Raw genomic sequence first — 24,892 nt, forward strand, 5'->3', positions numbered from 1 at the left:
GTCCGGCCCACAGCCCGGTGCGCTCGCCCGGTCTCAGCCGAAGAACACCCCGACCTCCTCGTACAGCTTCGGGTCGACCGTCTTCAGCTTGGCGGTCGCCTCGGCGAGGGGCACGCGCACGACGTCGGTGCCGCGCAGGGCGACCATCTTGCCGAAGTCGCCGTCGCGCACGCAGTCCACGGCGTGCAGCCCGAAGCGGGTGGCGAGCCAGCGGTCGAAGGCGCTGGGGGTGCCGCCGCGCTGGATGTGCCCGAGGACGGTGGTGCGGGCCTCGTTGCCGGTGCGCTTCTCGATCTCCTTGGCCAGCCACTCGCCGACCCCGGACAGCCGCACATGCCCGAAGGAGTCCAGCGACTGGTCCTTGAGCACCATCTCGCCGTCCTTGGGCATCGCGCCCTCGGCGACCACCACGATCGGGGCGTACGACGCCTTGAAGCGCGAGGTGATCCAGGCGCACACCTGGTCGAGGTCGAAGCGCTGCTCGGGGATGAGGATGACGTTGGCGCCGCCGGCGAGGCCCGAGTGCAGGGCGATCCAGCCGGCGTGCCGGCCCATCACCTCGCAGACCAGGACCCGCATATGGGACTCGGCGGTGGTGTGCAGCCGGTCGATGGCCTCGGTCGCGATGTTGACGGCGGTGTCGAAGCCGAAGGTGTAGTCGGTGGCGGACAGGTCGTTGTCGATGGTCTTGGGCACGCCGACGCACGGCACGCCGTACTCGTCGGACAGCCGGGCGGCCACCCCGAGGGTGTCCTCGCCGCCGATCGCGATCAGCGCCTCGACCTCCTGCTTGGCGAGGTTGTCCTTGATCCGGCGAATGCCGCCCTCGATCTTGAGGGGGTTGGTCCTGGAGGAGCCGAGGATGGTGCCGCCGCGGGGCAGGATGCCGCGCACGGCGGGGATGTCGAGGCGGACGGAGCGGCCTTCGAGGGGGCCCCGCCAGCCGTCCCGGAACCCGATGAACTCGTAGTCGTAACTCTGCACGCCCTTGCGCACGATGCCTCGGATGACGGCGTTGAGCCCGGGGCAGTCGCCGCCTCCGGTCAGTACTCCGACCCGCATGGAAATGTCCCTTCACCCGCAGTGCCTGACGCTTTGTCACGCTAATGGTGATGCGTGTCACATCGGGAGAGGCGGTACGGGTGAATCGGGGGGATTTCCATGGCAGTCGGGGCACGCCCGCGGGAGTCGGGGCCGGTGCGGCGGATGTGCCGGGCGCTACTCCTCGTCGAGGCCGCGTTCGATCGCGTACCTCACCAGCTCGACACGGTTGTGGAGTTGGAGCTTGCCGAGGGTGTTCTGCACATGGTTCTGCACCGTGCGGTGGGAGATGACGAGGCGTTCGGCGATCTGCTTGTAGCTCAGGCCCTTGGCGACCAGCCGCAGCACCTCCGTCTCCCGCTCGGTCAGCCGGGGCGCGCCCGGGGCGCCGGCGTCGGGCGCGGGCACCGGTTCGGCGGCCAGGCGCCGGTACTCGCCGAGGACCAGTCCGGCGAGGCCCGGCGTGAACACCGCGTCGCCGACGGCCGTACGGCGCACCGCGTCCAGCAGTTCGCCGGTGGACGCGGACTTCAGCAGATAGCCGGTCGCGCCGGACTTCACCGCCTCCAGGACATCGGCGTGCTCCCCGCTCGCGGACAGCACCAGGACACGCAACGCCGGGTTGTGCGCGACCAGTTCCTTGCACACCTGGACGCCGGGCTTGGCGGGCAGGTTGAGGTCCAGGACCAGCACCTCGGGATCGGCGGCCTTGGCGCGGCGCACGGCCTGTTCGCCGTCGCCCGCGGTGGCGACCACCTCGAAGCCGGACTCGGCCAGGTCCCGGGCGACCGCGTCGCGCCACATGGGGTGATCGTCCACCACCATGACCCTGATCGGATCCTGCCGCTGTGTCATCGCCGCCCCGCCTTCTTCCCCCGCGCCGCCAGGGCGCCCTTCGGTACCTTCAGTTCGACCTCCGTGCCCTGGCCGGGCACCGAGATCAGCTCGGCGCTGCCGCCGAGGTCGCGCAGTCTGCCCCGGATGGACTGGGCGACGCCGAGCCGCCCCTCGCCCTCGGCCTCGGCGAGCCGTCCCTCGGGGATGCCGGGTCCGTCGTCCCGGACGGTGACGAGGATGTCCGCCGGTTCGTCCTCGACCAGGATCCAGGCCCGCGCGCCCGCACCGGCGTGCCCGCGCACATTGTCCAGGGCGGCGCCGACGGCTGCGGCCAGCTCCCGGGCGGCGGCCGGCGGCAGCGGCACCGGGGCGCCGGGCGGGCGGCGGCCGGCGGCAGCGGCACCGGGGCGCCGGGCTCGGCCAGGCTCACCCCGTCGCGGGCGAACGGCGCGAGGAGGACGCGCAGATCGACCGGGCCGCCGTCGTCCGGGCCGTCGCCGTCCGGGTTTTCGCCGTCCGGGTTCTCGCCGTACGCCGGGGTCGTTGTGCGCGCGTCGGGTACGGCGGTGTCCCCGGCGGTCCGGGCGACCGGGAGCAGGCCGCCGGCGACCAGGGTGCGCAGGGCCACCTCCTGCTCCCCGGCCAGCCTGCCCAGTTCGGCCGCCTCGCCGCCGAGGGCGGTGCCGCGCCGCTTCACCATCGCGAGGACCTGGAGCACGCTGTCGTGGATGTCCCGGGCCAGCCGCTCCCGTTCCCGGGTCGCGGCCTGGATCTCCAGGGCGCGGGCGAGGGTGCGTTCGGAGGCGCGGGCCACCTCCACGACGTAGCCGATGCCGATGGAGGCCACCCAGACGAGGATCAGGCTGTGCAGGGTGTCCCGCGCGAGCTGGCCGCGCTCGACCAGGTTGGCGGCGGCCACCACCGTGGAGGCGACGGCGGCCCAGCGCCAACCGCCCTTGACCGCGAAGGCGAGGACGGCGCCGCCGGTCCATATCGTCGGCAGGGTGGGGCCGCCCGCGATCCGCTGATGGCTGTCGGCGAACGCGGTGAGCAGGACACCGGCGAGGGCGATGGTCAGGTCGGCGGCGAGGAAGCCCTTGGTGCAGCTGGCCGCGCCGCGCACCCGGGGCAGGGTGGCGAGGGTCCAGACGGCGAGCACGGCGTCGTAGCCGATCGCGATCCACGGACGGGTGAACTGGTCGTACGAGGTGACGCACAGGCCGAGCGCGTACAGCATGGTCAGCACGCGGTACCCGGCGAGCGCGCGCCACAGCGGCAGCTCCACCGACATCCTCAGCACGCGCTCGCGCCCGGCCATCCCCCGCGCCCCCCCGTAAAACCCGTGAACTGCGTGCGGCTACTTGCTCTCCGCTTCCTTGGCCTTCTCGGCCTCCTTGGCCTTTTCCGCCCTCTCCGCTTCCTTCTCCGCTTCCTTCTCCGCCTTGTCGGCTTCCTTGGCCGCCTTCGCCGCCTCCGCGAGCTGCCGCTTGGCGGCGGTCGCGTACATGTCGACGTACTCCTGGCCGGAGAGCTTCATGATCTCGTACATGACCTCGTCGGTCAGCGCGCGCAGGACGAAGCGGTCGTGCTCCATGCCCTGGTAGCGGCTGAAGTCGAGGGGCTTGCCGATGCGGATGCCGGGCCGCATCAGCTTCGGCATCACCTTGCCGGGCGGCTGGATCTTCTCGGTGTCGATCATCGCCACCGGGATCACCGGGGCACCGGTCGCGAGCGCCACCCGGGCAAGGCCCCCGGGCTTGCCCCGGTAGAGCCGGCCGTCGGGCGAGCGGGTGCCCTCCGGGTAGATGCCGAACAGCTCGCCGCGCTCCAGCACCTCGATTCCGCTCTTGATCGCGGCCTCACCGGCGCCGCGCGCCCCGGAGCGGTCCACCGGGAGCTGGCCGACGCCCTTGAAGAAGGCGGCGGTGAGCCGGCCCTTCACCCCAGGCGTGGTGAAGTACTCGGCCTTCGCGATGAAGGTGACCTTGCGGTCGAGCATCGTCGGCAGGAAGAACGAGTCCGAGAAGGACAGGTGGTTGCTGGCCAGGATGGCCGCCCCCTCGGCCGGAATGTTCTCCAGGCCCTCCACCCAGGGCCTGAAGGCGAGCTTCAGCGGCCCTCCGATGGCGACCTTCATCGTGCCGTACAACACCCGTGTGCCTCCCGTTTCCGTCGAACAGACCTTAACCCCCTGGACCGTCAAAGCACCCGACGGCCCTGGTCGGTGTCCGTGCGGTCGCGTACGGTGAAGCACATCCGCGTGTTCTCTCCACGCCCCGGCCGGACGGCGGCGGGGCCCTTCCCCCAGGAACAGGAGCGTCGAAGGTGCCGGTTCTCCCTGGAGCCGAGCCGTACCGCCACTCCGGCGGCGAGGTGGGCGTCCTCTTCTGTCACGGCTTCACCGGCTCTCCGCAGTCACTGCGCCCCTGGGCGGAGCACCACGCCGCGCACGGCCTGACGGTGTCGCTGCCCCTGCTGCCTGGGCACGGCACGCGCTGGGAGGACATGCAGCTCACGGGCTGGCAGGACTGGTACGCGGAGGTGGACCGCGAGCTGCGGCTGCTGTCCGAGCGCTGTTCCCAGGTGTTCGTCGCGGGCCTGTCGATGGGCGGCGCTCTCGCGCTGCGGCTGGCCGCCCTGCACGGCGAGCGGATCAGCGGCGTGGTCGTCGTCAACCCGGCGAACAAGGTCCATGGCCTGTCCGCGTACGCCCTGCCGGTGGCCCGGCACCTGGTGCGGTCCACCAAGGGCATCGCCAGCGACATCGCCAAGGACGGCGTGGCCGAGACGGGTTACGACCGGGTGCCGCTGCACGCGGCGCACTCGCTGCGCCGGTTCCTGCGCCGGCTTGACGGCGAGCTGCCCCGGATCGGCCAGCCGCTGCTGCTGCTGCGCAGCGCCCAGGACCATGTCGTACCGGCCGTCGACTCGGCCCGGGTGCTGGAGCGGATCTCGTCCGCCGAGGTCCGGGAGATCGTGCTGGAACACAGCTACCACGTCGCGACGTTGGATGTGGAAGCGGACCGGATCTTCGAGGAGAGCCTCGGTTTCATCGGCCGGCTCGCACCGATTCCGGGCAAGGAAGGGACGGCCGCAGTTGGCTGAGCACGACCCGGGTCCCGAGGGCCGAGAGGACCGGGAGGACCGGGAGCCGGAGGAGAACGGGCTGCGTTTCGACGAGGACGCCGCCTGGCGGGCCATCGTGGCCGGATACGGCGAGGAGCCGCCGGACCCGCCGGGCAGCAAGCCCTTCAAGCCGGTCGAGGACCTCGCGCTGCTGGAGAAGGACGCGCTGCTGGAGCAGTTGGAGAAGGACGCCGCGGCGCACGAGGGCGAGGACGGCAAGAAGGACGACGGCAAGAAGAAGGAGGGGGAGGAGCCGCGGCCCGCCCGGCCGCTGGGCAGCTCCGTCTCCTTCGCGCCCGGCGTCGGCCCCCGCGACCACCGTGCGCCGGAGCCGTCCGAGGACGACTTCGACGAGGACGACGAGGGCCACTTCGTGCCGCCCGAGCCGCCGCCGCTGGACACCGGCGACACCACGTCCAAGTTCGCCTGGCTCGGCGTGGTCGGCGGGCCGATCCTGCTGCTGCTGGCGGTGCTGCTCGGCTGGGACATGACCTGGTGGCTGACGACCCTCGGCATCGGCGGCTTCCTCGGCGGCTTCGCGACGCTGGTGGCGCGGATGCGGACGGACGAGGACGAGGACGACGATCCGGGCCGGGGGGCCGTGGTCTAGCCGAAGCCCGGGTCTGATCGGGGCCGGGGCCAGAGGGTTTGACCGGGGCCAAGGGGCTTGACCGGGGCCAGAGAGCTTGACCGGGGCTAACGGGCTTGACCGGGCCCGGGCTCCTGTTCGGTGGCCGGGATGCGCAGGGCGGCCAGGACCGGGAGGTGGTCCGTGGCGGCGGCCAGGTCGGCGCGGGTGACGCCCGGCAGGTCCTCGGGGACCCCGCAGCCGAGGACCTCGATGCCCTTGGTGGCGAACACCGCGTCGATACGCCGCGCCGGTGCGCTCCGCGTCCAGGTCTCCTCGCCGCCCCAGGGAGCCACCGCCCGGCAGTCCTGAAGGGCACCGGCGAGCAGGGCGAAGGTGCGGCCGTCGGGGCCCTCGTTCAGATCGCCGCCCACCAGGGCGTGCTCCGCACCGAGTCCGTCGAGCCGGTCGAGCAGCAGCCCGCCCTGGGCGTACCGCTCGGTGCCGTCGAGGCTGAGATGACAGCTGATCACCCCGAGCCTCGCCGCGCCGAAGCGGACCACCGCGGTGGCGAGACCGCGCCGGTGCAGACCGGGGGTGAGCGGCAGCAGGATGTCCTCGGCGCGCTCCACGGTGGCGCGCAGCGAGCACAGGATCGCGGGGCCCGCGGTGGTGCCGCCGCCGGTGAGGACGACGAGGCCACTGGCCCCGGCGAGCCGCGCGAGCTTCTTGCGCCAGCGGAAGAACCGGGGCGCCTCCTGGATGAGGACCAGGTCGGGCGCGCAGGCGGTGATCACCCGGGCGAGGGCGTCGGTGTCGTCGCGCAGGGAGCGGATGTTGTAGCTCAGCACGCGGACGACGGCTGAACCATCGGGTTCCGTGTGGGAGTTGGGGAGCGGCGCCATGTGGATCAATGTACGCCCAGAGGTGCGGGTGCGCGGCAGCCGGTTCACGGTGGCCGCCGCGCCCCGAGACGGGCGCGGCCGCTCCCCTCACAGGTGATCGCTACATGATCGGGTCGGGCTCACGGGCCAGGTCCGCCGCGCCGACCATGCCCGCCTTGTTGCCGAGCTGCGCCGCGATCACATCGGCGACGGGACGCCAGTTCCCGCCCACCAGCCACCGCTTGTACGACTTGCGGATCGGGTCGAGGACCAGCTCGCCCTCGTCGGAGAGGCCGCCGCCGACGATGAAGGCGGACGGGTCGAAGAGGGAGGCCAGGTCGGCGAGTCCGGCGCCGGCCCAGCGGGCCAGCTCGCGGTAGGAGTCGACGGCCACCGGGTCGCCCTGCCGGGCGGCCATGGAGATGTGCTTGCCCTCGATGCCGTCCGGGGTGCCGTCGCCGAGCGAGAGCAGCACCTCCGCGTTCTCGGGGGTGGCGTTGGCGCGCTGCTTGGCGTACCGGACCAGGGCGCGCCCGGAGGCGTACTGCTCCCAGCAGCCCTGCGAGCCGCAGCCGCACAGCAGGCCGTCCGGCACCATCCGGATGTGGCCGAACTCGGCGGCCACGCCGAAGTGGCCGCGGCGCAGCTTGTTGCCGATGATGATGCCGCCGCCGAGGCCGGTGCCGAGGGTGATGCAGATGACGTTGCGGTGGCCCTTGCCCGCGCCGAACTTGTACTCGCCCCAGGCGGCGGCGTTGGCGTCGTTCTCGACCACGACGGGGAGGCCGGTGCGGGCCTCGACCTTTTCCTTGAGCGGCTCGTTGCGCCAGTCGATGTTGGGGGCGAAGTAGACGGTGGAGCGCTGCCGGTTGACGTAACCGGCCGCACCGATGCCCACGCCGACGATCTCGTGCCCGGCACGCGCGCCCTCCACCGCGGAGGCGATGGCGTCCACGATGGCCTCGGGCGTGGTGGGGGTCGGCACCTTGAAGGTCGAGAGGATGTTGCCTTCCTCGTCGACCACGCCGGCCGCGATCTTTGTGCCGCCGATGTCGACGCCGATGGTGAGTCCCATGAATCCCTCAGTTCGGTCGAGCCCCGCTACGGCCAACCGTACCCGAGGCCCTTGCGGGCGAGGGCTTCAGTCCAGGTCGATGCGCTCTCCGGAGCCGGTGCCCTCGCCCCGGTCGCGGCCCTTGCCGCCGTCGTCCGCGCGCTCGTCCGGGCGCTCCTTGCGCCACTCGTCCGCGACGTCGTCCGGACCGGCGGTCCAGCGCCGTTCCTGGGACTGGACGGCGGAGCGGTAGGCGGCGAGCAGTTCACCGCCGGCGGCGGCGAGGTGGTCGAAGACGCCGGGGTTGCGCTCCATGACGGGTTCGACGGCGGCCTTCGCCTGCTGGACGACCTGCTTGACCATCTGCTGGGCGGCGGGTCCGGCGAGGGCACCGAGGGGGGACTGGAGGCCGGACAGCTTCTCGGCCACCGAGTCCACGAGCTTCTTCAGTTCTTCGGCGGCGGAACCGGGGGGCGGCCCGTAGGTGGTGCGGCGGCGGGCCTTCTCGGCCTCCAGGTCCTCGGCGCAGGCCGTGGCCCAGGCATCGGCGTCGGCGTCACTCACCCGCGGCTCCTCGTGCGGTTCGGCGGGGCGCTCTTCGCTCATGGCGGACTCCTGACTGCGGTACGCCCTTACGTATACGACGTTACCCGAACAGCCGTGGCCCGTTCACCGTGCGGCGGCGGGCCACAGGCCGGGGTCCGGGGCGAAGCGCACCCGCAGCTCGCCCTCGCGCAGCCCGGCGCCGGAGACGGTGCAGCGGCGCAGCGCGGAGGGCAGGGAGACGATCCGCCGGAAGGCGCTCGCGGTGATCACGAGTTCGTCGCCGCGCCGGATCAGATCGAGTTCCTCCCGTATGGCGCCGGGCAGCGGGATGTGCCAGACCAGCACCCCGTCCTCGGCGATCCGGTCGGCGACGGGCCACTCGACGGGGCGGTCCGTGCCGGTGACGGCGGGTACGGCGAGGGCGGCGAGGTCCTCCGGGGAGCCGGGGTCGCGGCCGAGGTGCGGCACGGTGTGCACCTCGCACCCCTCCTCGCCCTGCCACTCCCGGAGCGCCTTGCGCTGCTGGGCGACCAGGCCCGCGAGCCAGGTGTCGGGGGTGGTGTCGGGCAGGACGCGGTTGGCGACGAGGGCCTCGGTGCGCAGCCCGCGCAGGGCGAGGCCGAGCCGGGCGGTGCGCAGGGCGTCCACGGCGGCGGGGGTGGGTTCGGCGACGAGGCGTACGGCGGTGTCGCGGTCGGTGAGCACGGCCTCCACGGCGGCCAGCTCCACGTCCCAGCGGCCTGCCGTCTCGTACAGCCAGTCGGCGGGCATGGGGACACCGGCGAGCCTGCCGAGCACGGGACGCAGGGCGCGGGCGGCCTGGCGCTCGGGGGGCAGCAGGCGGCGCAGGTAGCGGCGCAGTTCCTCGGGGAGGGCGAGCAGCGCGAGGGCCCCCGGCAGGGGCGGCAGGTCCACGACGAGAAGGTCGTACCGCTCGGAGAGCGCGGCGTCGCGCAGTGCGCGCAGGAACGTCAGTTCCTCGGCGCCGGGCAGCGGGGTGACCTCCTCGGCGTCCAGGCGGGAGGCGCCGAGCAGATCGAGGACACCGGCGGCGCGCTGCTGGAACTCGGCGAGGTCCCGGCGGAACCCGGCGGCGGCGTCGGGGCGCCAGGCGGTGAGCCGGGGCGCGATCTCCACGGGCCGGGCCCCGGTCGGCGTCCCCAGCGCGGCGCCGGGCGGTCGGCGTCCCCAGCGCGGCGCCGGGGGTGTCCGGGCGCTCCGCGCTCAGCAACAAGGTCCGGCTGCCCTCGCGGGCGGCGCGCAGCGCGGTGGCGGCGGCGACGGTCGTCCGCCCGCCGCCACCGGGCCCCGTGATCAGGATGGTCCGCATGAGTCCGAACGGTAACGGACACCCCGTGGGGGGTGTCGCGGTGAGGGGACCTGCGTCAGGGGGTCTCGACGCGCTTCTTCAGGCCCGCGAGGGCGCGGTCGATGATGACCTTCTCCGCCTTGCGCTTGATCATGCCGAGCATGGGGATCTTGACGTCGACGGTGAGCCGGTACGTGACCTCCGTGCCGCTCCGACCCGCCGGTGCCAGCAGGTAGGACCCGTCGAGGGAGCGCAGCATCTGGGACTTGACCAGCGTCCAGGAGACCTCGTTGTCACCGGCCCAGGTGTACGCCAGCGTCTGGTCGTCCTTGATCGCGCCGGCGTCCATGACGAGCCGTACCTCCTGGGCACGCCCCCGCTCGTCGGTCTTGAGGACCTCCGCCTCCTTCACCTCACCGGTCCAGTCCGGGTAGCGGGCGAAGTCGGCGATCACCGCCATGACGTCGGCCGGAGCCGCCTCGATCGTGATGCTCGAACTGGTGTGTTCCGCCATCGCCGTGGCTCCTCCAGATGCGGACCGAAGAGACTCTTGCCGTGCGCTGCTGCGCACGTGTGTGCAGCGTGAAGGCTACCGTGCGCCCGCCTCGGCCCCGCCCGCGCCCCGTCACCACTGAAGGGCCCACGGCCGCCCGCTGCTCGCGAAGTGCCCCACGTTCACACACTCCGTCGCCCCGATCCGCATCCTGCGCGCCAGCGGCTGGTGGACATGCCCGAAGAGCGAATACCGGGGCCGGGTGCGCCGGATGGCGTCCAGCAGCGCCCGGCTCCCCCGCTCGAAACGGCGCGCGACGGTGTCGTACACCAACTCCGGCACCTCCGGCGGGATGTGTGTGCACAGCACGTCGACCTCGCCGACCGCCTCGATCTTCGCGGCGTACTCCTCGTCGGAGATCTCGTACGGCGTCCGCATGGGCGTGCGCAGCCCGCCGCCGACGAAGCCGAACGTCCAGCCGCCGATCTCCACCCGCCGCGCGTCCAGGACGGTGACGCCGGGACCGGCGTATTCCGGCCACAGCTGCGGCATGTCGACATTGCCGTAGGTGGCGTACGTCGGGGTGGGGAACGCGGCGAAGAGTTCGGCGTACTGCTTGCGCACCGCCTTCTCGATGGCGGTGAAGCGGTCGCCCTCGATCCCGCCCCACAGCTCGGCGCCGAAGGCCCGGGCCTCCTCGAAGCGCCGGGCGGTGCGCAGCTCCACGATGCGGTCGGCGTTCTCCTTCCCGAACAGGTCGGGGAAGATGCCGCGCGAGTGGTCGGCGTAGTCGAGGAAGAGCACCAGGTCACCCAGGCAGATCAGGGCATCGGCACCCTCGCCGGCCCGCGCCAGGTCCCGGGCGTTGCCGTGCACATCGCTGACCACATGGACGCGGTGGCGGCTGCTTCGAGGGGGTGTGGATGCCATGGCGATCAAGCGTAGGCGTGTGTGCCGCAGGTGAACAGTCCCGCTCGTGGCCTGCGGTTACTCGCCGGTCGGAGAGGCCGTGGACTACTGTGCGCGAAGGAACGCCATCGTGTGTGACGCAGCGAACATCTGGCCGGGACCCCCTGTCGGGAACCGCATACCGACGGGTAACGTCCGGGCAGTCCAGTCGTGCTCTGGGTTTCAGCCACCGGTAGCCCCGAGCACCAGCCCGAGCCTTGGACCGCACCGTCGCATCACACAACGTCGTGGCGCCGGCGCCCTATGAGGAGCAGCAGTCTTGCGCGAGTTCAGCCTTCCGGCCTTGTACGAGGTCCCTGCGGACGGAAACCTGACCGACATCGTCCGCAGAAACGCCGCGCAGCATCCCGACGTCGCCGTGATCGCCCGCAAGTCCGGCGGCACCTGGCAGGACGTGACGGCCCGGCAGTTCCTCGCCGAGGTGCACACCGCGGCCAAGGGACTCATCGCCGCCGGGGTGCAGCCGGGCGACCGGGTGGGCCTGATGTCCCGGACGCGCTACGAGTGGACGCTCCTCGACTTCGCCATCTGGAGCGCGGGCGCGGTGACCGTGCCGGTGTACGAGACCAGCTCGCCCGAGCAGGTGCAGTGGATCCTCTCCGACTCGGGCGCGACCGCCTGCGTCGTGGAACTGGACGCGCACGCGGCCGCCGTGGAGGCCGTGCGCGAGACGCTGCCCGCGCTGAAGAACGTCTGGCAGATCGAGGCCGGCGCGATCGAGGAGCTGGAGCGGCTCGGCCAGGACGTGTCGGAGGAGACGGTGGACGAGCGCTCCTCGCTCGCCTGCGCCGACGACCCGGCCACCATCGTCTACACCAGCGGCACCACCGGCCGCCCCAAGGGCTGTGTGCTCACCCACCGCAGCTTCTTCGCGGAGTGCGGCAACATCGTGGAGCGGCTGCGTCCGCTGTTCCGCACCGGCGAGTGCTCGGTGCTGCTCTTCCTGCCGCTGGCCCATGTCTTCGGCCGGCTGGTGCAGATCGCGCCGATGATGGCGCCCATCAAGCTGGGCTGCGTCCCGGACATCAAGCACCTCACCGATGAACTGGCCGCGTTCCGGCCGACGTTGATCCTCGGTGTGCCGCGGGTCTTCGAGAAGGTCTACAACTCCGCGCGCGCCAAGGCGCAGGCGGACGGCAAGGGTGGCGTCTTCGACAAGGCGGCCGACGCCGCGATCGCGTACAGCAAGGCCCTGGACACCGCGTCCGGGCCGTCGTTGGGGCTGAAGATCAAGCACAAGGTCTTCGACAAGCTGGTCTACGGCAAGCTGCGCGCGGTCCTCGGCGGCCGGGGCGAGTACGCCATCTCCGGCGGCGCCCCGCTGGGCGAGCGGCTCGGCCACTTCTTCCGGGGCATCGGCTTCACGGTGCTGGAGGGGTACGGCCTGACCGAGTCCTGCGCGGCGACCGCGTTCAACCCGTGGGACCGGCAGAAGATCGGCACCGTGGGTCAGCCGCTGCCCGGCTCCGTGGTGCGGATAGCGGACGACGGCGAGGTGCTGCTGCACGGCGAGCACCTGTTCAAGGAGTACTGGAACAACCCGGGCGCGACGGCGGAGGCGCTGGCCGACGGGTGGTTCCACACCGGGGACATCGGCACCCTGGACGAGGACGGTTATCTGCGGATCACCGGCCGCAAGAAGGAGATCATCGTCACGGCGGGCGGCAAGAACGTGGCCCCCGCGGTGATCGAGGACCGTATTCGCGCGCACGCGCTGGTCGCGGAGTGCATGGTGGTCGGTGACGGGCGGCCGTTCGTCGGCGCGCTGATCACCCTGGACGAGGAGTTCCTCGCGCGCTGGGCCGCCGAGCACGGCAAGCCGGCGGGTGCCACCGCGGCGTCCCTGCGCGACGACCCGGATCTGAACGCCGCGATCCAGGAGGCCGTGAACGACGGCAACGCGGCGGTGTCCAAGGCCGAGTCGGTGCGCAAGTTCCGCATCCTCGCGTCCCAGTTCACGGAGGACTCGGGCCACCTCACCCCGTCGCTGAAGCTCAAGCGGAACGTGGTGGCCAAGGACTACGCGGACGACATCGAGGCGATCTACGCGAAGTAGGCCGACCGCCCCTGACGCCCCGTCAGAGCAGCTCCTTCAGGCGCTCCGCCAGCAGGTCCCAGCGCCACTTCTCCGCCACCCAGCGGCGGCCCCGCTCCCCCATCCTGCGGCGCAGTTCGGGGTCGCCGAGCAGCGTGACGATGCGGTCGGCGGCGTCGCGGGGTGCGCCGCCGGGGACCACCCAGCCGCTCTCCCCGTCGAGGACGGCGTCGGGTGCGCCGCCGGAGTCGCCCGCGATGACCGGCAGACCGGTCGCGGACGCCTCCAGGTAGACGATGCCGAGGCCCTCGACGTCGAGACCGCCGCGGCGGGTGCGGCAGGGCATGGCGAAGACATCGCCCGCGCCGTAGTGGGCGGGCAGCTCGGACCAGGGGACGGCGCCGGTGAAGCGGACCGAGGCGGCGACGCCGGTCTCCCGGGCGAGGCGGCGCAGATCCTGTTCGTAGGGGCCGCCGCCGACGATCAGCAGCACGGCGTCCGGCTCGGCGGCGAGGATCCGCGGCATGGCTTGGATCAGCGTGTCCTGGCCCTTGCGCGGCACCAGCCGGGAGACACAGACGACGACCGGGCGGTCGGTGAGGCCGAGCCGGGCGCGCACCTCGGCGCCGCCGGAGGCCGGGTGGAAGGTCTTCTCGTCGACACCGGGCGGCAGTTGCACCATCCGCGCCGCCGCCTGGGGGGTGAGCGCGCCGGCGATCCGGGAGCGGGTGTACTCGCCCAGGTAGGTGATCGTGTCCGTCTCCTCGCCGATCCGGCGCAGCAGCTGCCGGGCCGCGGGCAGCTGGGCCCACCCGGCCTCGTGCCCGTGGGTGGTGGCCACCAGGCGCTCGGCACCGGCCCGGCGCAGCGCGGGCGCCATCAGCCCGAGCGGTGCCGCGGCCCCGAACCACACCGCGGTGCAGCCGTGCTCGCGCAGCAGCCCGGCCGCGCGCCGGGTCGCCCCGGGGGTCGGCAGCAGCATGGTCGTACGGTCGCGTACGACGGTGAAGGGCTGCTCGGCGTCGAAGGCGGCGGTCGCCTCGACGCCCTCCCGGCTCCGCTTCCAGGTGGAGGCGTAGACGACCAGCCGCTCGGGGTCCAGGCGCAGCGCCATGTTGTGCAGGAACGCCTGGATGCCGCCCGGCCGGGGCGGGAAGTCGTTGGTCACGATCAGGGTCTTGTGCATCGCCGCCGACCCTACCGAACCGGCCGTCCGGCGCCGGGCGGCGGCCGGTGCGTTGGCACGGCCCGGGGCGCTCGGGACATCATGGTCCCGCGGCACGGGACTCGAAGCGGAATCGAACGGCAGGGGAACACACGTGGAGACCAAGGACGCCCGGCGGTCGCCGGCGTACCTGCTCGCGACCTGGTGCGTCACCCGTGCGGTGCTGCTGCTCCTCGTCCTCGGGGTGTACGTCTTCCCCGGCCCGGACGTCACCACGGACGTGTCGGTGATCTACCGCAACTGGTACGAGGTGCTGCGCCAGGGCACGTTCCCGCTGGACGACGTCACCTGGCAGTACCCGCCGGCCGCCGCGCTGGCGATCCTCGCGCCCGCCCTGCTGCCGTTCCTCTCCTACCCGCACGCCTTCTTCGCGCTGGCGTTCCTCGCCGATCTGGTGATCCTGGCGCTGCTGCTGCGCTCGGCCCGGGGGCCCGGCCGGTCGCGGCGCGGGGTCTGGGTGTGGGTGGCGGGCGCCCCGCTGCTCGGGCCGACGGTGTACGCGCGCTACGACGTGATGGTGACCGCGGTGGCCGTGGCCGCGCTGCTCGCGGGGGCCCGGCATCCCCGGGTGATGGGCGCGCTGGCGGCCTTCGGGGCGCTGCTGAAGGTGTGGCCTGCGCTGCTGCTGGCCGGTGCGGTGCGGCGCCGGGCGTGGGTGTCGGCGGCGGTGACCGGGGCGGGGCTCACGGCGGCGTTCGCGCTGTGGATGCCGGGCGCGTTCGCCTTCCTGACCTTCCAGGGGGAGCGGGGCACGGAGGTGGAGTCGCTGGGCGCCCTGGTCTTCCATGTGGCCCGGCACTTCGGCTGGAGCGGGCAGGTGCTGCTGAACTACGGCTCGATCGAGTTCCTGGGCCCGTACGTGCCCGAGGTGAGCGCGGCGGCGCTGGCCCTGACGGCGGGCGCGTTCGGCTGGCTGCTGCTGTGGCGCCTGAAGGCCCGCCGCTTCCCCCCGCACACCCTGACGGACGCGGCGCTGACCGCCGTACTCCTGTTCACCACCACGAGCCGGGTGATCAGCCCCCAGTACCTGGTCTGGCTGATCGGCCTGGCCGCCGTCTGCCTCACCCACCGCGCGAGCCGCATGACCGCGCCCGCGCTCCTCGTCCTGGCCGCCTCCTTCCTGACCGTCCTGGAATTCCCCGTCGGCTTCGTCCACGTGGTCACCAGCGACTGGTACGGAATCACCCTCCTGCTCCTGCGCAACGCCCTGCTGGCCACCGCCACCCTGCTCGCGTCCCACCGCCTGTGGCGCACCACCGCCTCCCCACCGACCACCCCCGTCCAGCCGCTCCCCACGGGCAGGGAGACCCCGGTCTCCCCTTGAGGGCGCGCGCTCAGCCCAGCTGCGTCCTGACGTACCTCTGCCAGCGGGTGGTGAAGGCGGCCGGGGTCAGGCCGAGGACCTGTTTCAGGGCGGAGTCGACGGCGCCGGGGCGGGTGCTGTGGGTGCCGACGGTGCGGTAGAAGGCGGCGAGGCGGGCCGGGCCCCACTGGTCGGCGATCATGCGGCAGGCCAGCCAGCCGCTCTCGTAGGCGCGGGCCAGCTCGGTGGGGTCGCTGGTGAAGCCGAAGTCCTTGTCGGTGGGGAGCGCGGCGGGCAGCCGTCCGGCGCCGACGGCGCGGGCCAGTTCCGGGGCGGCCTGGGCCGGGGTGCGGTCGGTGCCCAGGTAGCCGATCCAGTCGGCGTAGCCCTCGGAGAGCCAGAGGGGGGTGGCCGCGGTGGTGTGGGCGCGGGTGGCCACATGGGTGGTCTCGTGGGTGAGGACGACCTGTTTGCCCATCGCGCCGAGGACGGCGTACGCGTCCGGGTTGATCACCACCCGGTCGGCCGGCGTCTGCCCCGCGCCGCCCGCCTCCCCGGTGGTCACGGCGGCGATCCCCCGGTAGTTCGCGGCGGGCGAGCCGAGCAGACCCGCCATGCCCGTCAGGGACTTGGGGACCAGGACGACGACCCGGCGCGTCCAGTCGGTGCCCCACTCCTTGGACACCGCCGGTACCGCCTCGTCGGCCATCCGCGCGTACGCGCGCAGATCGGCCGCCGACTGCCCGGTGCCGAGCACCAGGCTGTGCGCGCCGGGTACGGCGGTCACCGTGCCCTGGTCCCACAGCTGCTGCCCGGACTTGTCGGCGGGCCGGTCGGCGCTGACGTACCAGGTGCCGGAGGCGGTGCGGGCCAGGGTGAGGGTGCGCCGGGTGTCGACGGGGGCCCGGTCGTACCCGGCGACCCGGTAGGTGAGGTCGGCGTCCGCGGTGGCCCCCGCGGCGGTGCGGCGCAAGGTGGTGATCCGGTACGCCCAGGAGGCCAGCGGAAGGGCGCGCAGCCTGGTGTACTCGGTGCTCGCGCCCGTCGCGCCGTACGCCCCCGCGTCATGCCGCAAGAGCGCCGCCGAGCGCAGGTCGAGGAGGTGCTGCACCTCGCCCTTCGCGGAGTCGGCGGCCGTCCGCCCGGCGCACCCGGTCAGGGACAGCAGCAGGCACAGGGCCGTCGCCCCGACGCTTCTCACCCGCCTGCCACCGGCCATCACACGATCGTACGGCGCGTCGCCGGGGCGTCAGGGCCGGGTCACCGAGGAGATCGGCATCATCCCCACCGGGTCGTAGCGCACCGCGGCTCCCGGATGGGGCGCGTGGATGACCTGGCCGTGGCCGACGTACATCGCCACATGGCTGGCGTCGGAGCGGTAGACCACCAGGTCGCCGGGGCGGGCCTCGGAGAGCGGGATGCGCCGTCCGGCGAACCGCTGCTCCTGGGAGGTGCGGGGCAGCTGGATTCCGGCGTGCGCGTACGACCACTGCATCAGGCCCGAACAGTCGAAGCCGGAGGGCCCGTTGGCGCCCCACACATAGGGGCGGCCGAGCGCGGAGCGGGCGGCGGCCAGGGCGGCGGCGGCACGGGCGCCGGGGACACCGGCCACGCCGGTCAGATCGGGCAGGCCGAGCCGGTCGGGGCCGGCCGAGCGGGAGGGCCGGTCGTAGGCGGCGCGGTCGGCCGCGGACAGCGAGTTCAGCAGCTGCCGGGCCCGGGCGAGCTTGGCCTCCACCGTCCGCTTGTGCGCGGCGACCGCCCGGCGGCCGCGGTCCAGCGCGTCGAGCTCGTCGGCCGCCTCCGTCCGCTCCTGGTCCAGCTCGCGCAGGGCGGAGCGCAACTCCCGCAGCCGGCCCGCCTCCTGGGCGCTGATCCGGTCGAGGGTGGCGGCCTTGTCGAGGTAGTCGTCGGGGTCGTCGGAGAACAGCAGCGCGACGGCCGGGTCGATGCCGCCCGAGCGGTACTGCGCCCCGGCCAGCGAACCCAGCTCCTCGCGCAGCGTGTTGACGTCCTGCTGGCGGCGGGCGACCCGGTCCTGGGTGCGGCCGACCTCGCGGCGCAGCGCGTCGGTGCGCTCCTGGGCCCGGTCGTAGGCCTGGGTCGCCTGCTCGGCCTCCGTGTAGAGCCGGTCCACCTCGGCGCGGGCGTCGGGATGCGGCGCGGCGTGCGCCGGTACTGCGCCGAGGGCCGCGGCGGCGGCCGACAGGGCGCACAGGGCGGCGGCGCCCCGGTCGAATCCGCCCGGCGCGCGGCGCTGACCGGACGGTGCAAGGCGGCGATGGGACCCCACGGGTTGCCGAACCCCTTCCACTGGCTGACACGGACGACGTTCCCCGGCGCCTGGGGACGGGGAGGCCCCGGCGCCGGGGAAACGCGGCAGACAGTAGCCGTGCGGAAGGGTCGCGGCCAAAGACCGCGACGGCAACAAAGAGTGACGCCCCGCCGCTGACGCAGGTCACCGGCGGGGCGTGGAGTCAGTTTGCGTCCCGCGGATTCGCCCGATCGGGCGCCCTCCCCGGGAGCGTCGGGGGTTTAAACCCGGACGCCGAACTGGAACGGCATGTCGGCCATCGCCTCGTAGCGCACCACGGCACCGGTGTGCGGGGCGTGCAGCACCTGGCCGCCGCCCGCGTACAGACCGACGTGGTGGATGTCGCCGTAGAAGAACACCAGGTCGCCGACCTTGAGGTCGCTCTGGTTGTAGATCCGGGTGCCGATGTTGGCCTGCTCCTCGGAGGTGCGCGGGATGGAGACACCGGCCTGCGCGTAGGCGTAGGAGGTCAGACCCGAGCAGTCGAAGGAGGAGGGGCCGGTGGCGCCGTAGACGTACGGCTTGCCGATCTGGCCCTGGGCGGCGGCGAAGGCGGCCGCGGCCCTGCCGGAGGCGGGCGGGGCGTCACCGAGGTTCACCCGCTCGCTGGAGGAGCGGTCGGCACGCTGCTGCTGGGCGGCGAGGTCGGCCTTCTCCTTGGCGGTGAGGCTGTTGAGGATCTTCTGGGCCGCGGCGAGCTTGCCCTGGACGTCCTTCTTCTTGTTGCCCAGTTCGGTGCGGGTGTCCGCGAGGTCCTTGAGCTTCTCGGTGGCCTCGGAGCGCTCCTGGGCGAGCTCGCGCTGCTTGCTCTGGATCTTGCGCAGCGCGTCGACCTGCTGACTGCTCAGCTGGTCGAGGGTGGACGCCTTGTCCAGGAAGTCGTCCGGGTTGGAGGAGAGGAAGAGCTGGACCGAGGGGTCGATACCGCCGGAGCGGTACTGTGCCGTGGCCAGCGAACCCAGGCCGTCGCGCAGCTTGTTGAGGTCTTCCTGACCCCGCGCGACGTTGTCCTGGATCGTGGAGATCTCCTTCTGGAGCTTCTGCTGCTTCTCCTTGGCGCCGTTGTACTTCTCGGTGGCCTGCTCGGCCTGCTCGTACAGCTTGTCGACCTTGGACTTGACCTGGTCCTTGCTGAGCTTCTCGCTCGGCGCGGCGTTCGCGGCGTTCGCGCTGAGCACGACGGCGGCGGCTGCTGCGGTGGTCAGCACGGTCACGCGTGCACGGCTCTGCTGCTTGGGTCGACGGTGGGACGCCACGGAGGACGAACTCCTTCTTGTGAGTGTTCACCCGTTCGGAGGTTCGAGCCCCGACCCTAGTGACCATGTTGTGATCATTCAAATCCTCACGGCAAAAATTCCCGTCACGCAATGCATTCTTTGCACACAATCCACGAGCAGTGATGGCCGATTGACCCTACGTTGCGTGAGGGGACGGCCAATTCGGGCATTCCCTACGCCCGTTGGGCCTTCAGGACAGTCGCTTCAGAAGTACCGCAGAGGCCACGGGCCGGGCACCCGCCCGCGCCACGCCGTCGGCCACCTCGCGGTCGGTGGAGGCGACGATGACCGGCCGGCCCGGCGGCTCCGCGCGCACCAGCTGGCGGATCAGCTCGTCGGCCGTGACGCCCGGCTTGGAGAACAGCACCCGCACCCCGCGCGGCGGCGCGAGCAGCACCGGCGCGGCCAGCTCGGCGCCGTCGAAGACACAGGTCACCTCGGCGCCGGTCTGCGCGGCGAGCGCGGACAACTGGCCGAGCAGCCGCAGCCGCTGCTTCTCCAGCGGCATCTGCGGATAGCCGGTCTTGGTCACGTTGTAGCCGTCGACGACCAGATGCGCCTGCGGCAGCGCGAGCAATTGGTCGAGGATGGCCGGGTCGTGCTCGGACAGGGCGCGTGTCGCGATGTCCTTCGGCGTCATCCGGCCGGGCTCCACCGCGTCGACGGTCTCGGCCGGGCGCACGGACACCGGCGGCAGCGCCAGTTCGCGCCGCAGGCCCTGGGTGGCGTCCAGCAGGGTGTCGAGGAGCAGCCGTACCCGCATGTCCTCCACGCTGCGCCCCTCGCGGGCGGCCTTGCGGGTGGCCTCCAGGGCCGCCTCCGCCTCGCCGAGCCGCGCCTTGAGCCGCCGCGACTCGCTCTCCGCGGCCGACGCCCGGGCGCCCGCCTCGGCGCGTACTGCGTCCATCTCGCCCTGCGCCTTGCGCAGCGCGGCCTCGCCCCGGCGCACATCGCTCTGCGCGGAGCGCAGCTTGCGGTTCAGCGACTCCAGGTCCCGCTTCGCCGACTCCAGCTCCGCGCGCAGCCGTTCGGTCTCGGTCCTGGTCTGCTCGCGGGCGCGGTCCAGTTCGGCGCGCAGCCGCTCCAGTTCGGCGCGGCTCTCCTCGTCGGCCCGCTCGGCGTCGGCGCGCTGGGCCTCCTCACCGGCCGCGGTGACCAGCTTCACCCAGCCCGCCGGGCGCAGCACACAGGCGGCCGCCGCCACATCGAGCGGGTCGACGGCCGCGGGCACGGAGCCGGCCTCCAGGGCACCGGCCAGCTCCGGCTGCGCGGCGCGGAACTTCTCGCCGATCCGCTGCCGGAACAGCGTGTCGGTCTCCAGCGCCGCGGCCATCGCGTTCCCGGCGAACTTCGCGCGACGATTCGGGGCGAACCGGGCGTACTGTCGCAGCTGGGCGGGCAGTTCCGCCACCGTCAGCTTGCCGAAGCACTCGGAGACGATCGCGACGACCCTGCGGCGCACCCCGTCGGACAGCGGACGGTCAAGCACCTCAGCGGTGCCGTCGCCCGGCCCCCCGCCTGCGCTCTCCACCATCCGTCACACCCCACTGTCTTGCCGAAGAAATGCCTCTTCGGGCCCGGCCCCGTCAGGAGTCGGTGCCCGGCCTGTCCACGAGTTCCACCTGGTCCACCGCGTTGCACCAGCGGCAGCGCACCGATTCGATGGTCTCACTGACCACCTGGCGCTCCTCCACCGTCGGCTCGCCCGCCAGGTCGAGGTGGACATACTCCACGGCCTTCGAGGAGCGCGTGACGTCGAAGCGGGTGAGGTTGCCGCACAGGGTGCAGCGCCATCGCGTCGTGGCGGTCGGCTGGGGAACCGTCATCGTGCCCTTCTCAGGTCGGTCGGACCGCGCCGGCGGGCCGACGCGTGTGGCTCGTAACCCTACGGCCTGGCGGCCTCTCGCCGCCCGTCCATCCAAGGCGGCGAGGCGGTCTGTCAGCTTGCGTCCGGTTACGTCATGCTCTGTGTTCATGATCAGCGAGTGGAGCGCGGCGGCCGGCAGGACTTCCAGGGCACTTCGGGACGCGCCGATGACGTACGGCCTGATCGCCCTGTGCTGTCTGATCTTCGTCCTGGGCCCGGCCTCCGGGATCGTCCCCGGATACGGCACCGGGTATGTGCTCCAGGACGCGCAGCGGGTGTACTTCAGGACCTGGGGGGTGGTCCCGGCCGAACTGTTCGCCGGGCCCCTGGCGCATGCGCTGACCCCGGTCACGGCGCTGTTCGTGCACGGCAACTGGGTGCATCTGCTCGGCAACATGCTCTTCCTCCTCGTCTTCGGCGTGCTGACCGAGGAGCGGATGGGCCGGGTGGAGTTCACCCTCTTCTACATCGGCTGCGGCTATCTGGCCCTGCTGGGCTACGCGGTCGCCAACGACACCTCCGAGCAGTCGCTGGTGGGCGCGTCGGGGGCGATCTCGGCGGTGCTCGGGGCGTTTCTCTTCCTGTTCCCGCGGGCCCGTGTCACCAGTCTCCTGCCGTTCCTCTTCTTCCTGCCGCTGCGCTTTCCCGCGTGGGTCGTGCTGCCGTTCTGGGTGACGCTCCAGTGGCTGGCGGCGGGGCGCTCGGCGCAGGGGCCGGGGGTGGCGTATCTGGCGCACCTGGTGGGGTTCGGGGCGGGGTTCGTCTACGCGTGGGTGCGCCACGGGCGTGGGGATAGAGTGAAATGCGCATCTGAACCGGCCCCCGAGGGAGAGAACCAGCCGTGATCACCGCGATCGTCCTGATCAAGACCAGCGTGGACCGGATTCCCGAGATCGCCGAGCAGATCGCCTCGCTGGAGTCGGTGAGCGAGGTCTTCTCCGTCACCGGTACGTACGACCTGATCGCCATGGTGCGGGTGCGGGAGCACGAGGACCTGGCCGATGTGATCCCCGGCCGGATCAGCAAGATCCCGGGCGTCGAGGCGACGGACACGCATGTGGCGTTCCGGACGTACTCCCAGCACGACCTGGAGGCGGCGTTCGCGATCGGCCTGGACTCCTGACCGTCCGCCGAAAGCCGCCTCGTCGGCCCGTTCAGCCCGCTACGCCACCGGCACGCAGCGCCCCTCCTGCGTGCGGTACGTCCACTTCGCGCCCTCGGTCACCAGCTGCCGTACGGCCGTGACGAAGCGGTCCACATGCTCGTCCGGGGTGCCCGCGCCGAAGCTCGCGCGAAGGGCGTTCAGGGACGGGGCGCCGCACTCCGCGGGGGTTTCCGGGGCCGAGCCCAGCAGGGTGCGCAGCAGCGGGTGGGCGCAGAAGAGGCCGTCGCGGACGCCGATGCCGTACTCGGCGGAGAGCGCGGCCGCGAAGTGGGAGCTGTTCCAGCCGTCCACCACGAAGGAGAGCACGCCGACCCGCGGGGCGTCGTCCCCGAACAGGGACAACACCCTGACCTGCGGGATCTCGGCGAGGCCCGCGCGCACCCGGTCGATCAGGTACTGCTCGCGGGCGACCAGCGCGTCCCAGCCGGCCTCGGTGAGGGCCTGGCAGGCGGAGGCGACGGCGTAGGCGCCGATGACGTTCGGGGAGCCCGCCTCGTGCCGGGCGGCGCTCTCGTGCCACTCCACCTGCACGCCTCCGTCCGCGCGCCGGGCGACGCTGCGGCTGGCGCCGCCGCCCGCGAGGTACGGCTCGGCGTCCCGCAGCCAGTCCGCGCGCCCGGCCAGCACGCCCGCGCCGAACGGGGCGTACAGCTTGTGCCCGGAGAGCGCGACCCAGTCGACGTCCAGGTCGGCGAGGGAGACCGGGTGGTGCGGGGCCAGCTGGGCGGCGTCCAGGACGATCCGGGCGCCGTGCGCGTGCGCGGCGGCGGCCAGCTCACGCACCGGCCACAGCTCGCCGGTGACATTGGAGGCGCCGGTGACACAGACCAGGGCCGGGCCGTACGGGTCCCGGTCGGCGAGGGCCCGCTCCAGCGTCTCGACGGCCTGCGCCGGGCTGCGCGGCGCGTCCAGGTAGCTGACCTGGTCCTCCCGCCAGGGCAGCAGCGAGGCGTGGTGCTCGGTCTCGAAGACGAAGACCCGGCAGTCGGCCGGGACCACCCGGGCCAGCAGGTTCAGCGAGTCCGTGGTCGAGCGGGTGAAGACCACCTGGTCGTCGGCGCGGCAGCCGAGGAACTCCGCGACCGTGCGGCGGGCCTTCTCGAACAGGTCGGTGGAGAACTGGGAGAGGTACCCGGCGCCCCGGTGGACGCTGCCGTAGTACGGCGCGTAGGCGGCGACGTCGTCCCAGACGCGCTGGAGGGCGGGGGCGCTGGCCGCGTAGTCGAGGGCCGCGTAGGTGATGGTGCCGCCGGTGACGAGCGGCACGGTGACATCTCGCCCCAGAACGGGCAGCGGGGTGGAAATCGACGGGTCGACGGCGACGGTGGAGACAGACATGGGGAACTCCCGTGAGAACGCACGCCGAAGGAGGCGTACGGAAGAAAGGTGAAAGGGGTGCGCGGAGGCGGGGCTCAGCGGCCCTAGCGCATTCGCTTGCTCACGGGAGGCTCCCTCGGCCGACCAGGACCCCTGGCCCGGCGCTGTCAACAGCGCCCGAGGGGTCCGCGCTTGCCGTAGACCTCGCTGCCTACGACCTGGTCCTCACCCGGGGCACCCCGCCACGGACGGAGGGTTGCCGGACAGTCGGCCGGGGCCTCATGACTGTCACTCATGACCTGGCAGGGAACGTACGCGAAAAGATCGAGGTCCCGCAACCCGTGTCCGGATCGCGGGACGATCAGCCGCCGGCCTGGGGCCGTCAGGCCGTCAGGCCGTCAGGCCGTCAGGCGTTGCTGGCGGCCACCCAGCGCTCCAGCGTGCGCTTGGCCGCGCCCGAGTCGATGGACTCGGCCGCCTTCACCATCTGCTCGCGCAGCTGCTCGGTGAGCGGGGCGTCGGTCGGCTCCAGGGCCACCAGGGCCGCCGCCGAATTCAGCAGCACCGCGTCCCGTACGGCCCCCCGCTCGCCGTCCAGCACCCGGCGGGCGACCTCCGCGTTATAAGCCGCGTCCGCGCCGCGCAGGGCCTCCACGGGGACCAGCTCGATGCCGACGTCCCGGGGGTCGAAGACCTCCTCGGAGACCTTGCCGTCGCGCACCACCCAGACCCGGGAGGTGGCGGTGACGGTCAGCTCGTCCAGGCCGTCGTCGCCGCGGAAGACCAGCGCGGAGTTGCCGCGCTCGGCGAAGACCCCGGCCACCACCGGCGCCATCCGCGGGTCGGCGACGCCCACCGCCTGGGCGCGCACCTTCGCCGGGTTGGTCAGCGGGCCGAGCACATTGAAGGTCGTACGGATGCCCAACTGGCCACGTGCGGCGGCGACATGACGCAGCGAGGGGTGGAACTTCACCGCGAAGCAGATGGTGATGCCGGCCTCCTCGGCGACCTCGGCGACCCGCCTCGGGGTCAGCTGGAGGTTGATGCCCAGCTTCTCCAGGACGTCGGAGGAGCCGGAGGCGGAGGAGGCGGCACGGTTGCCGTGCTTGACGACCTTGGCGCCGGTGCCCGCGACCACGATCGAGGACATGGTGGAGATGTTCACCGTCTTGGCGCCGTCCCCGCCGGTGCCGACGATGTCCACGGCCGGGCCGGGCACCTCGATCACGTTCGCGTGCTCGTACATGGTGCGCACGAGACCGGAGATCTCCTCGACGGTCTCGCCCTTGGCGCGCAGCGCCACCATGAACCCGGCGATCTGGGCGTCGGTCGCCTCGCCCCGCATGATCAGGTCCATCGCCCAGGCGGTGTCGTCCGCGGACAGGTTCTGGCCGGTCAGCAGGCCGTTCAGCAGGACGGGCCAGGAGCGGCCCGCCGCGGTGTCGCCTCCAGCGGGGGTCACAGCGCTCATCAGCCGCTCCTAGGGAAAAGTCATGTTCGGTGGTGCTCGGTGGGGAGAACCCGTACCCACCTTATCGAGCCCCCGGCACGGGGAAGGGCCC

Annotated in this window: 22 protein-coding genes, 2 pseudogenes and 1 riboswitch; of the genes and pseudogenes, 6 read left to right on the forward strand and 18 right to left on the reverse strand. The window is 72.6% G+C overall.

Annotated elements, in window-relative coordinates; genetic code table 11:
* Positions 1-33 precede the first annotated feature (33 nt).
* The 4 genes and pseudogenes from ACLF5H_RS19065 to ACLF5H_RS19080 form a co-directional block, all read right to left on the reverse strand.
* Entirely contained in the window at positions 34-1,062 is a 1,029-nt protein-coding gene (locus tag ACLF5H_RS19065) for a 6-phosphofructokinase (RefSeq protein WP_421677210.1), read from the reverse strand.
* Positions 1,063-1,218: 156 nt separating this feature from the next.
* Entirely contained in the window at positions 1,219-1,896 is a 678-nt protein-coding gene (locus ACLF5H_RS19070) for a response regulator (RefSeq protein WP_421677211.1), read from the reverse strand.
* Positions 1,893-3,196 (reverse strand): annotated as a pseudogene (gene macS, locus ACLF5H_RS19075) (MacS family sensor histidine kinase). Before macS ends, ACLF5H_RS19070 begins: the two are co-directional and overlap by 4 nt.
* A gap of 39 nt (positions 3,197-3,235) precedes the next feature.
* A complete protein-coding gene (locus ACLF5H_RS19080; RefSeq protein WP_421677271.1) occupies positions 3,236-4,015 on the reverse strand; it encodes a lysophospholipid acyltransferase family protein in 780 nt (259 codons plus the stop codon).
* Positions 4,016-4,203: 188 nt separating this feature from the next.
* Between ACLF5H_RS19080 and ACLF5H_RS19085 the strand changes: the two genes are divergently transcribed.
* A complete protein-coding gene (locus tag ACLF5H_RS19085) occupies positions 4,204-4,983 on the forward strand; it encodes an alpha/beta hydrolase (protein WP_421677212.1) in 780 nt (259 codons plus the stop codon).
* Positions 4,976-5,614: a hypothetical protein gene (locus tag ACLF5H_RS19090; RefSeq protein WP_421677213.1), complete on the forward strand. Its 639-nt coding sequence runs from the start codon at positions 4,976-4,978 to the stop codon at positions 5,612-5,614. The genes ACLF5H_RS19085 and ACLF5H_RS19090 overlap by 8 nt, the downstream gene beginning before the upstream one ends.
* A gap of 86 nt (positions 5,615-5,700) precedes the next feature.
* On the opposite strand, the gene ACLF5H_RS19095 is transcribed toward ACLF5H_RS19090, so the two are convergent.
* The 6 genes and pseudogenes from ACLF5H_RS19095 to ACLF5H_RS19120 form a co-directional block, all read right to left on the reverse strand.
* Positions 5,701-6,477: an endonuclease/exonuclease/phosphatase family protein gene (locus tag ACLF5H_RS19095; RefSeq protein ID WP_421677214.1), complete on the reverse strand. Its 777-nt coding sequence runs from the start codon at positions 6,475-6,477 to the stop codon at positions 5,701-5,703.
* A 100-nt stretch (positions 6,478-6,577) separates the two neighbouring features.
* Complete coding sequence (locus ACLF5H_RS19100) at positions 6,578-7,531, reverse strand: ROK family glucokinase (protein WP_037653011.1); 954 nt, start codon at positions 7,529-7,531, stop codon at positions 6,578-6,580.
* 66 nt (positions 7,532-7,597) lie between these two features.
* Entirely contained in the window at positions 7,598-8,116 is a 519-nt protein-coding gene (locus tag ACLF5H_RS19105; RefSeq protein WP_421677215.1) for a DUF5304 domain-containing protein, read from the reverse strand.
* A 63-nt stretch (positions 8,117-8,179) separates the two neighbouring features.
* Positions 8,180-9,386 (reverse strand): annotated as a pseudogene (locus ACLF5H_RS19110) (ArsA family ATPase).
* Between the two features lie 55 nt (positions 9,387-9,441).
* Positions 9,442-9,879 carry an SRPBCC family protein gene (locus tag ACLF5H_RS19115; protein WP_421677216.1) on the reverse strand — a complete coding sequence of 146 codons (438 nt, stop codon included), beginning with the start codon at positions 9,877-9,879 and terminating at the stop codon, positions 9,442-9,444.
* 111 nt (positions 9,880-9,990) lie between these two features.
* On the reverse strand, positions 9,991-10,788 hold the full coding sequence (locus ACLF5H_RS19120; RefSeq protein ID WP_421677217.1) for a metallophosphoesterase family protein: 798 nt from the start codon (positions 10,786-10,788) through the stop codon (positions 9,991-9,993).
* 298 nt (positions 10,789-11,086) lie between these two features.
* On the opposite strand from ACLF5H_RS19120, the gene ACLF5H_RS19125 reads away from it, so the two are divergent.
* Positions 11,087-12,883 carry an AMP-dependent synthetase/ligase gene (locus ACLF5H_RS19125; RefSeq protein ID WP_421677218.1) on the forward strand — a complete coding sequence of 599 codons (1,797 nt, stop codon included), beginning with the start codon at positions 11,087-11,089 and terminating at the stop codon, positions 12,881-12,883.
* 22 nt (positions 12,884-12,905) lie between these two features.
* On the opposite strand, the gene ACLF5H_RS19130 is transcribed toward ACLF5H_RS19125, so the two are convergent.
* Entirely contained in the window at positions 12,906-14,048 is a 1,143-nt protein-coding gene (locus ACLF5H_RS19130; protein ID WP_421677219.1) for a glycosyltransferase family 4 protein, read from the reverse strand.
* Between the two features lie 133 nt (positions 14,049-14,181).
* Between ACLF5H_RS19130 and ACLF5H_RS19135 the strand changes: the two genes are divergently transcribed.
* On the forward strand, positions 14,182-15,411 hold the full coding sequence (locus ACLF5H_RS19135; RefSeq protein WP_421677220.1) for a glycosyltransferase 87 family protein: 1,230 nt from the start codon (positions 14,182-14,184) through the stop codon (positions 15,409-15,411).
* A gap of 10 nt (positions 15,412-15,421) precedes the next feature.
* Here the strand turns inward: ACLF5H_RS19135 and ACLF5H_RS19140 are convergent, their stop codons facing one another.
* The 5 genes from ACLF5H_RS19140 to ACLF5H_RS19160 form a co-directional block, all read right to left on the reverse strand.
* Positions 15,422-16,609, reverse strand: coding sequence for a hypothetical protein (locus ACLF5H_RS19140; protein WP_421677221.1), 1,188 nt, complete (start codon positions 16,607-16,609; stop codon positions 15,422-15,424).
* A 30-nt stretch (positions 16,610-16,639) separates the two neighbouring features.
* Positions 16,640-17,683 (reverse strand): NlpC/P60 family protein, encoded by a 1,044-nt coding sequence (locus ACLF5H_RS19145; RefSeq protein ID WP_421677222.1) that lies wholly within the window; start codon positions 17,681-17,683, stop codon positions 16,640-16,642.
* Positions 17,684-17,925: 242 nt separating this feature from the next.
* A complete protein-coding gene (locus ACLF5H_RS19150) occupies positions 17,926-18,960 on the reverse strand; it encodes an NlpC/P60 family protein (RefSeq protein WP_421677223.1) in 1,035 nt (344 codons plus the stop codon).
* Positions 18,961-19,171: 211 nt separating this feature from the next.
* Complete coding sequence (locus ACLF5H_RS19155) at positions 19,172-20,515, reverse strand: NYN domain-containing protein (RefSeq protein WP_421677224.1); 1,344 nt, start codon at positions 20,513-20,515, stop codon at positions 19,172-19,174.
* Between the two features lie 52 nt (positions 20,516-20,567).
* On the reverse strand, positions 20,568-20,807 hold the full coding sequence (locus tag ACLF5H_RS19160; RefSeq protein WP_403442073.1) for a hypothetical protein: 240 nt from the start codon (positions 20,805-20,807) through the stop codon (positions 20,568-20,570).
* A 148-nt stretch (positions 20,808-20,955) separates the two neighbouring features.
* Between ACLF5H_RS19160 and ACLF5H_RS19165 the strand changes: the two genes are divergently transcribed.
* Complete coding sequence (locus tag ACLF5H_RS19165) at positions 20,956-21,693, forward strand: rhomboid family intramembrane serine protease (protein ID WP_421677225.1); 738 nt, start codon at positions 20,956-20,958, stop codon at positions 21,691-21,693.
* Positions 21,690-21,971, forward strand: coding sequence for an Lrp/AsnC family transcriptional regulator (locus ACLF5H_RS19170; protein ID WP_037652980.1), 282 nt, complete (start codon positions 21,690-21,692; stop codon positions 21,969-21,971). The genes ACLF5H_RS19165 and ACLF5H_RS19170 overlap by 4 nt, the downstream gene beginning before the upstream one ends.
* Positions 21,972-22,010: 39 nt before the next feature.
* On the opposite strand, the gene ACLF5H_RS19175 is transcribed toward ACLF5H_RS19170, so the two are convergent.
* Positions 22,011-23,351 carry an aminotransferase class V-fold PLP-dependent enzyme gene (locus ACLF5H_RS19175; protein WP_421677226.1) on the reverse strand — a complete coding sequence of 447 codons (1,341 nt, stop codon included), beginning with the start codon at positions 23,349-23,351 and terminating at the stop codon, positions 22,011-22,013.
* A 162-nt stretch (positions 23,352-23,513) separates the two neighbouring features.
* Positions 23,514-23,630: riboswitch (SAM riboswitch) on the reverse strand.
* Between the two features lie 106 nt (positions 23,631-23,736).
* Positions 23,737-24,801: an anthranilate phosphoribosyltransferase gene (gene trpD, locus ACLF5H_RS19180; RefSeq protein WP_421677227.1), complete on the reverse strand. Its 1,065-nt coding sequence runs from the start codon at positions 24,799-24,801 to the stop codon at positions 23,737-23,739.
* Between the last annotated feature and the right edge of the window lie 91 nt (positions 24,802-24,892).

Origin of the sequence: Streptomyces sp. LaBMicrA B280 (assembly GCF_049222185.1) — a bacterium.
GTDB lineage: Bacteria > Actinomycetota > Actinomycetes > Streptomycetales > Streptomycetaceae > Streptomyces > Streptomyces murinus.

Coding starts and splice junctions, on each gene's coding strand:
- ACLF5H_RS19065 (WP_421677210.1), bottom strand. CDS start 1,062: ATGCGGGTCGGAGTACTGACCGGAGGCGGCGACTGCCCCGGGCTCAAC.
- ACLF5H_RS19070 (WP_421677211.1), bottom strand. CDS start 1,896: ATGACACAGCGGCAGGATCCGATCAGGGTCATGGTGGTGGACGATCAC.
- ACLF5H_RS19080 (WP_421677271.1), bottom strand. CDS start 4,015: ATGAAGGTCGCCATCGGAGGGCCGCTGAAGCTCGCCTTCAGGCCCTGG.
- ACLF5H_RS19095 (WP_421677214.1), bottom strand. CDS start 6,477: ATGGCGCCGCTCCCCAACTCCCACACGGAACCCGATGGTTCAGCCGTC.
- ACLF5H_RS19100 (WP_037653011.1), bottom strand. CDS start 7,531: ATGGGACTCACCATCGGCGTCGACATCGGCGGCACAAAGATCGCGGCC.
- ACLF5H_RS19105 (WP_421677215.1), bottom strand. CDS start 8,116: ATGAGCGAAGAGCGCCCCGCCGAACCGCACGAGGAGCCGCGGGTGAGT.
- ACLF5H_RS19115 (WP_421677216.1), bottom strand. CDS start 9,879: ATGGCGGAACACACCAGTTCGAGCATCACGATCGAGGCGGCTCCGGCC.
- ACLF5H_RS19120 (WP_421677217.1), bottom strand. CDS start 10,788: ATGGCATCCACACCCCCTCGAAGCAGCCGCCACCGCGTCCATGTGGTC.
- ACLF5H_RS19130 (WP_421677219.1), bottom strand. CDS start 14,048: ATGCACAAGACCCTGATCGTGACCAACGACTTCCCGCCCCGGCCGGGC.
- ACLF5H_RS19140 (WP_421677221.1), bottom strand. CDS start 16,609: ATGGCCGGTGGCAGGCGGGTGAGAAGCGTCGGGGCGACGGCCCTGTGC.
- ACLF5H_RS19155 (WP_421677224.1), bottom strand. CDS start 20,515: ATGGTGGAGAGCGCAGGCGGGGGGCCGGGCGACGGCACCGCTGAGGTG.
- ACLF5H_RS19160 (WP_403442073.1), bottom strand. CDS start 20,807: ATGACGGTTCCCCAGCCGACCGCCACGACGCGATGGCGCTGCACCCTG.
- ACLF5H_RS19165 (WP_421677225.1), top strand. CDS start 20,956: ATGATCAGCGAGTGGAGCGCGGCGGCCGGCAGGACTTCCAGGGCACTT.
- ACLF5H_RS19175 (WP_421677226.1), bottom strand. CDS start 23,351: ATGTCTGTCTCCACCGTCGCCGTCGACCCGTCGATTTCCACCCCGCTG.
- trpD (WP_421677227.1), bottom strand. CDS start 24,801: ATGAGCGCTGTGACCCCCGCTGGAGGCGACACCGCGGCGGGCCGCTCC.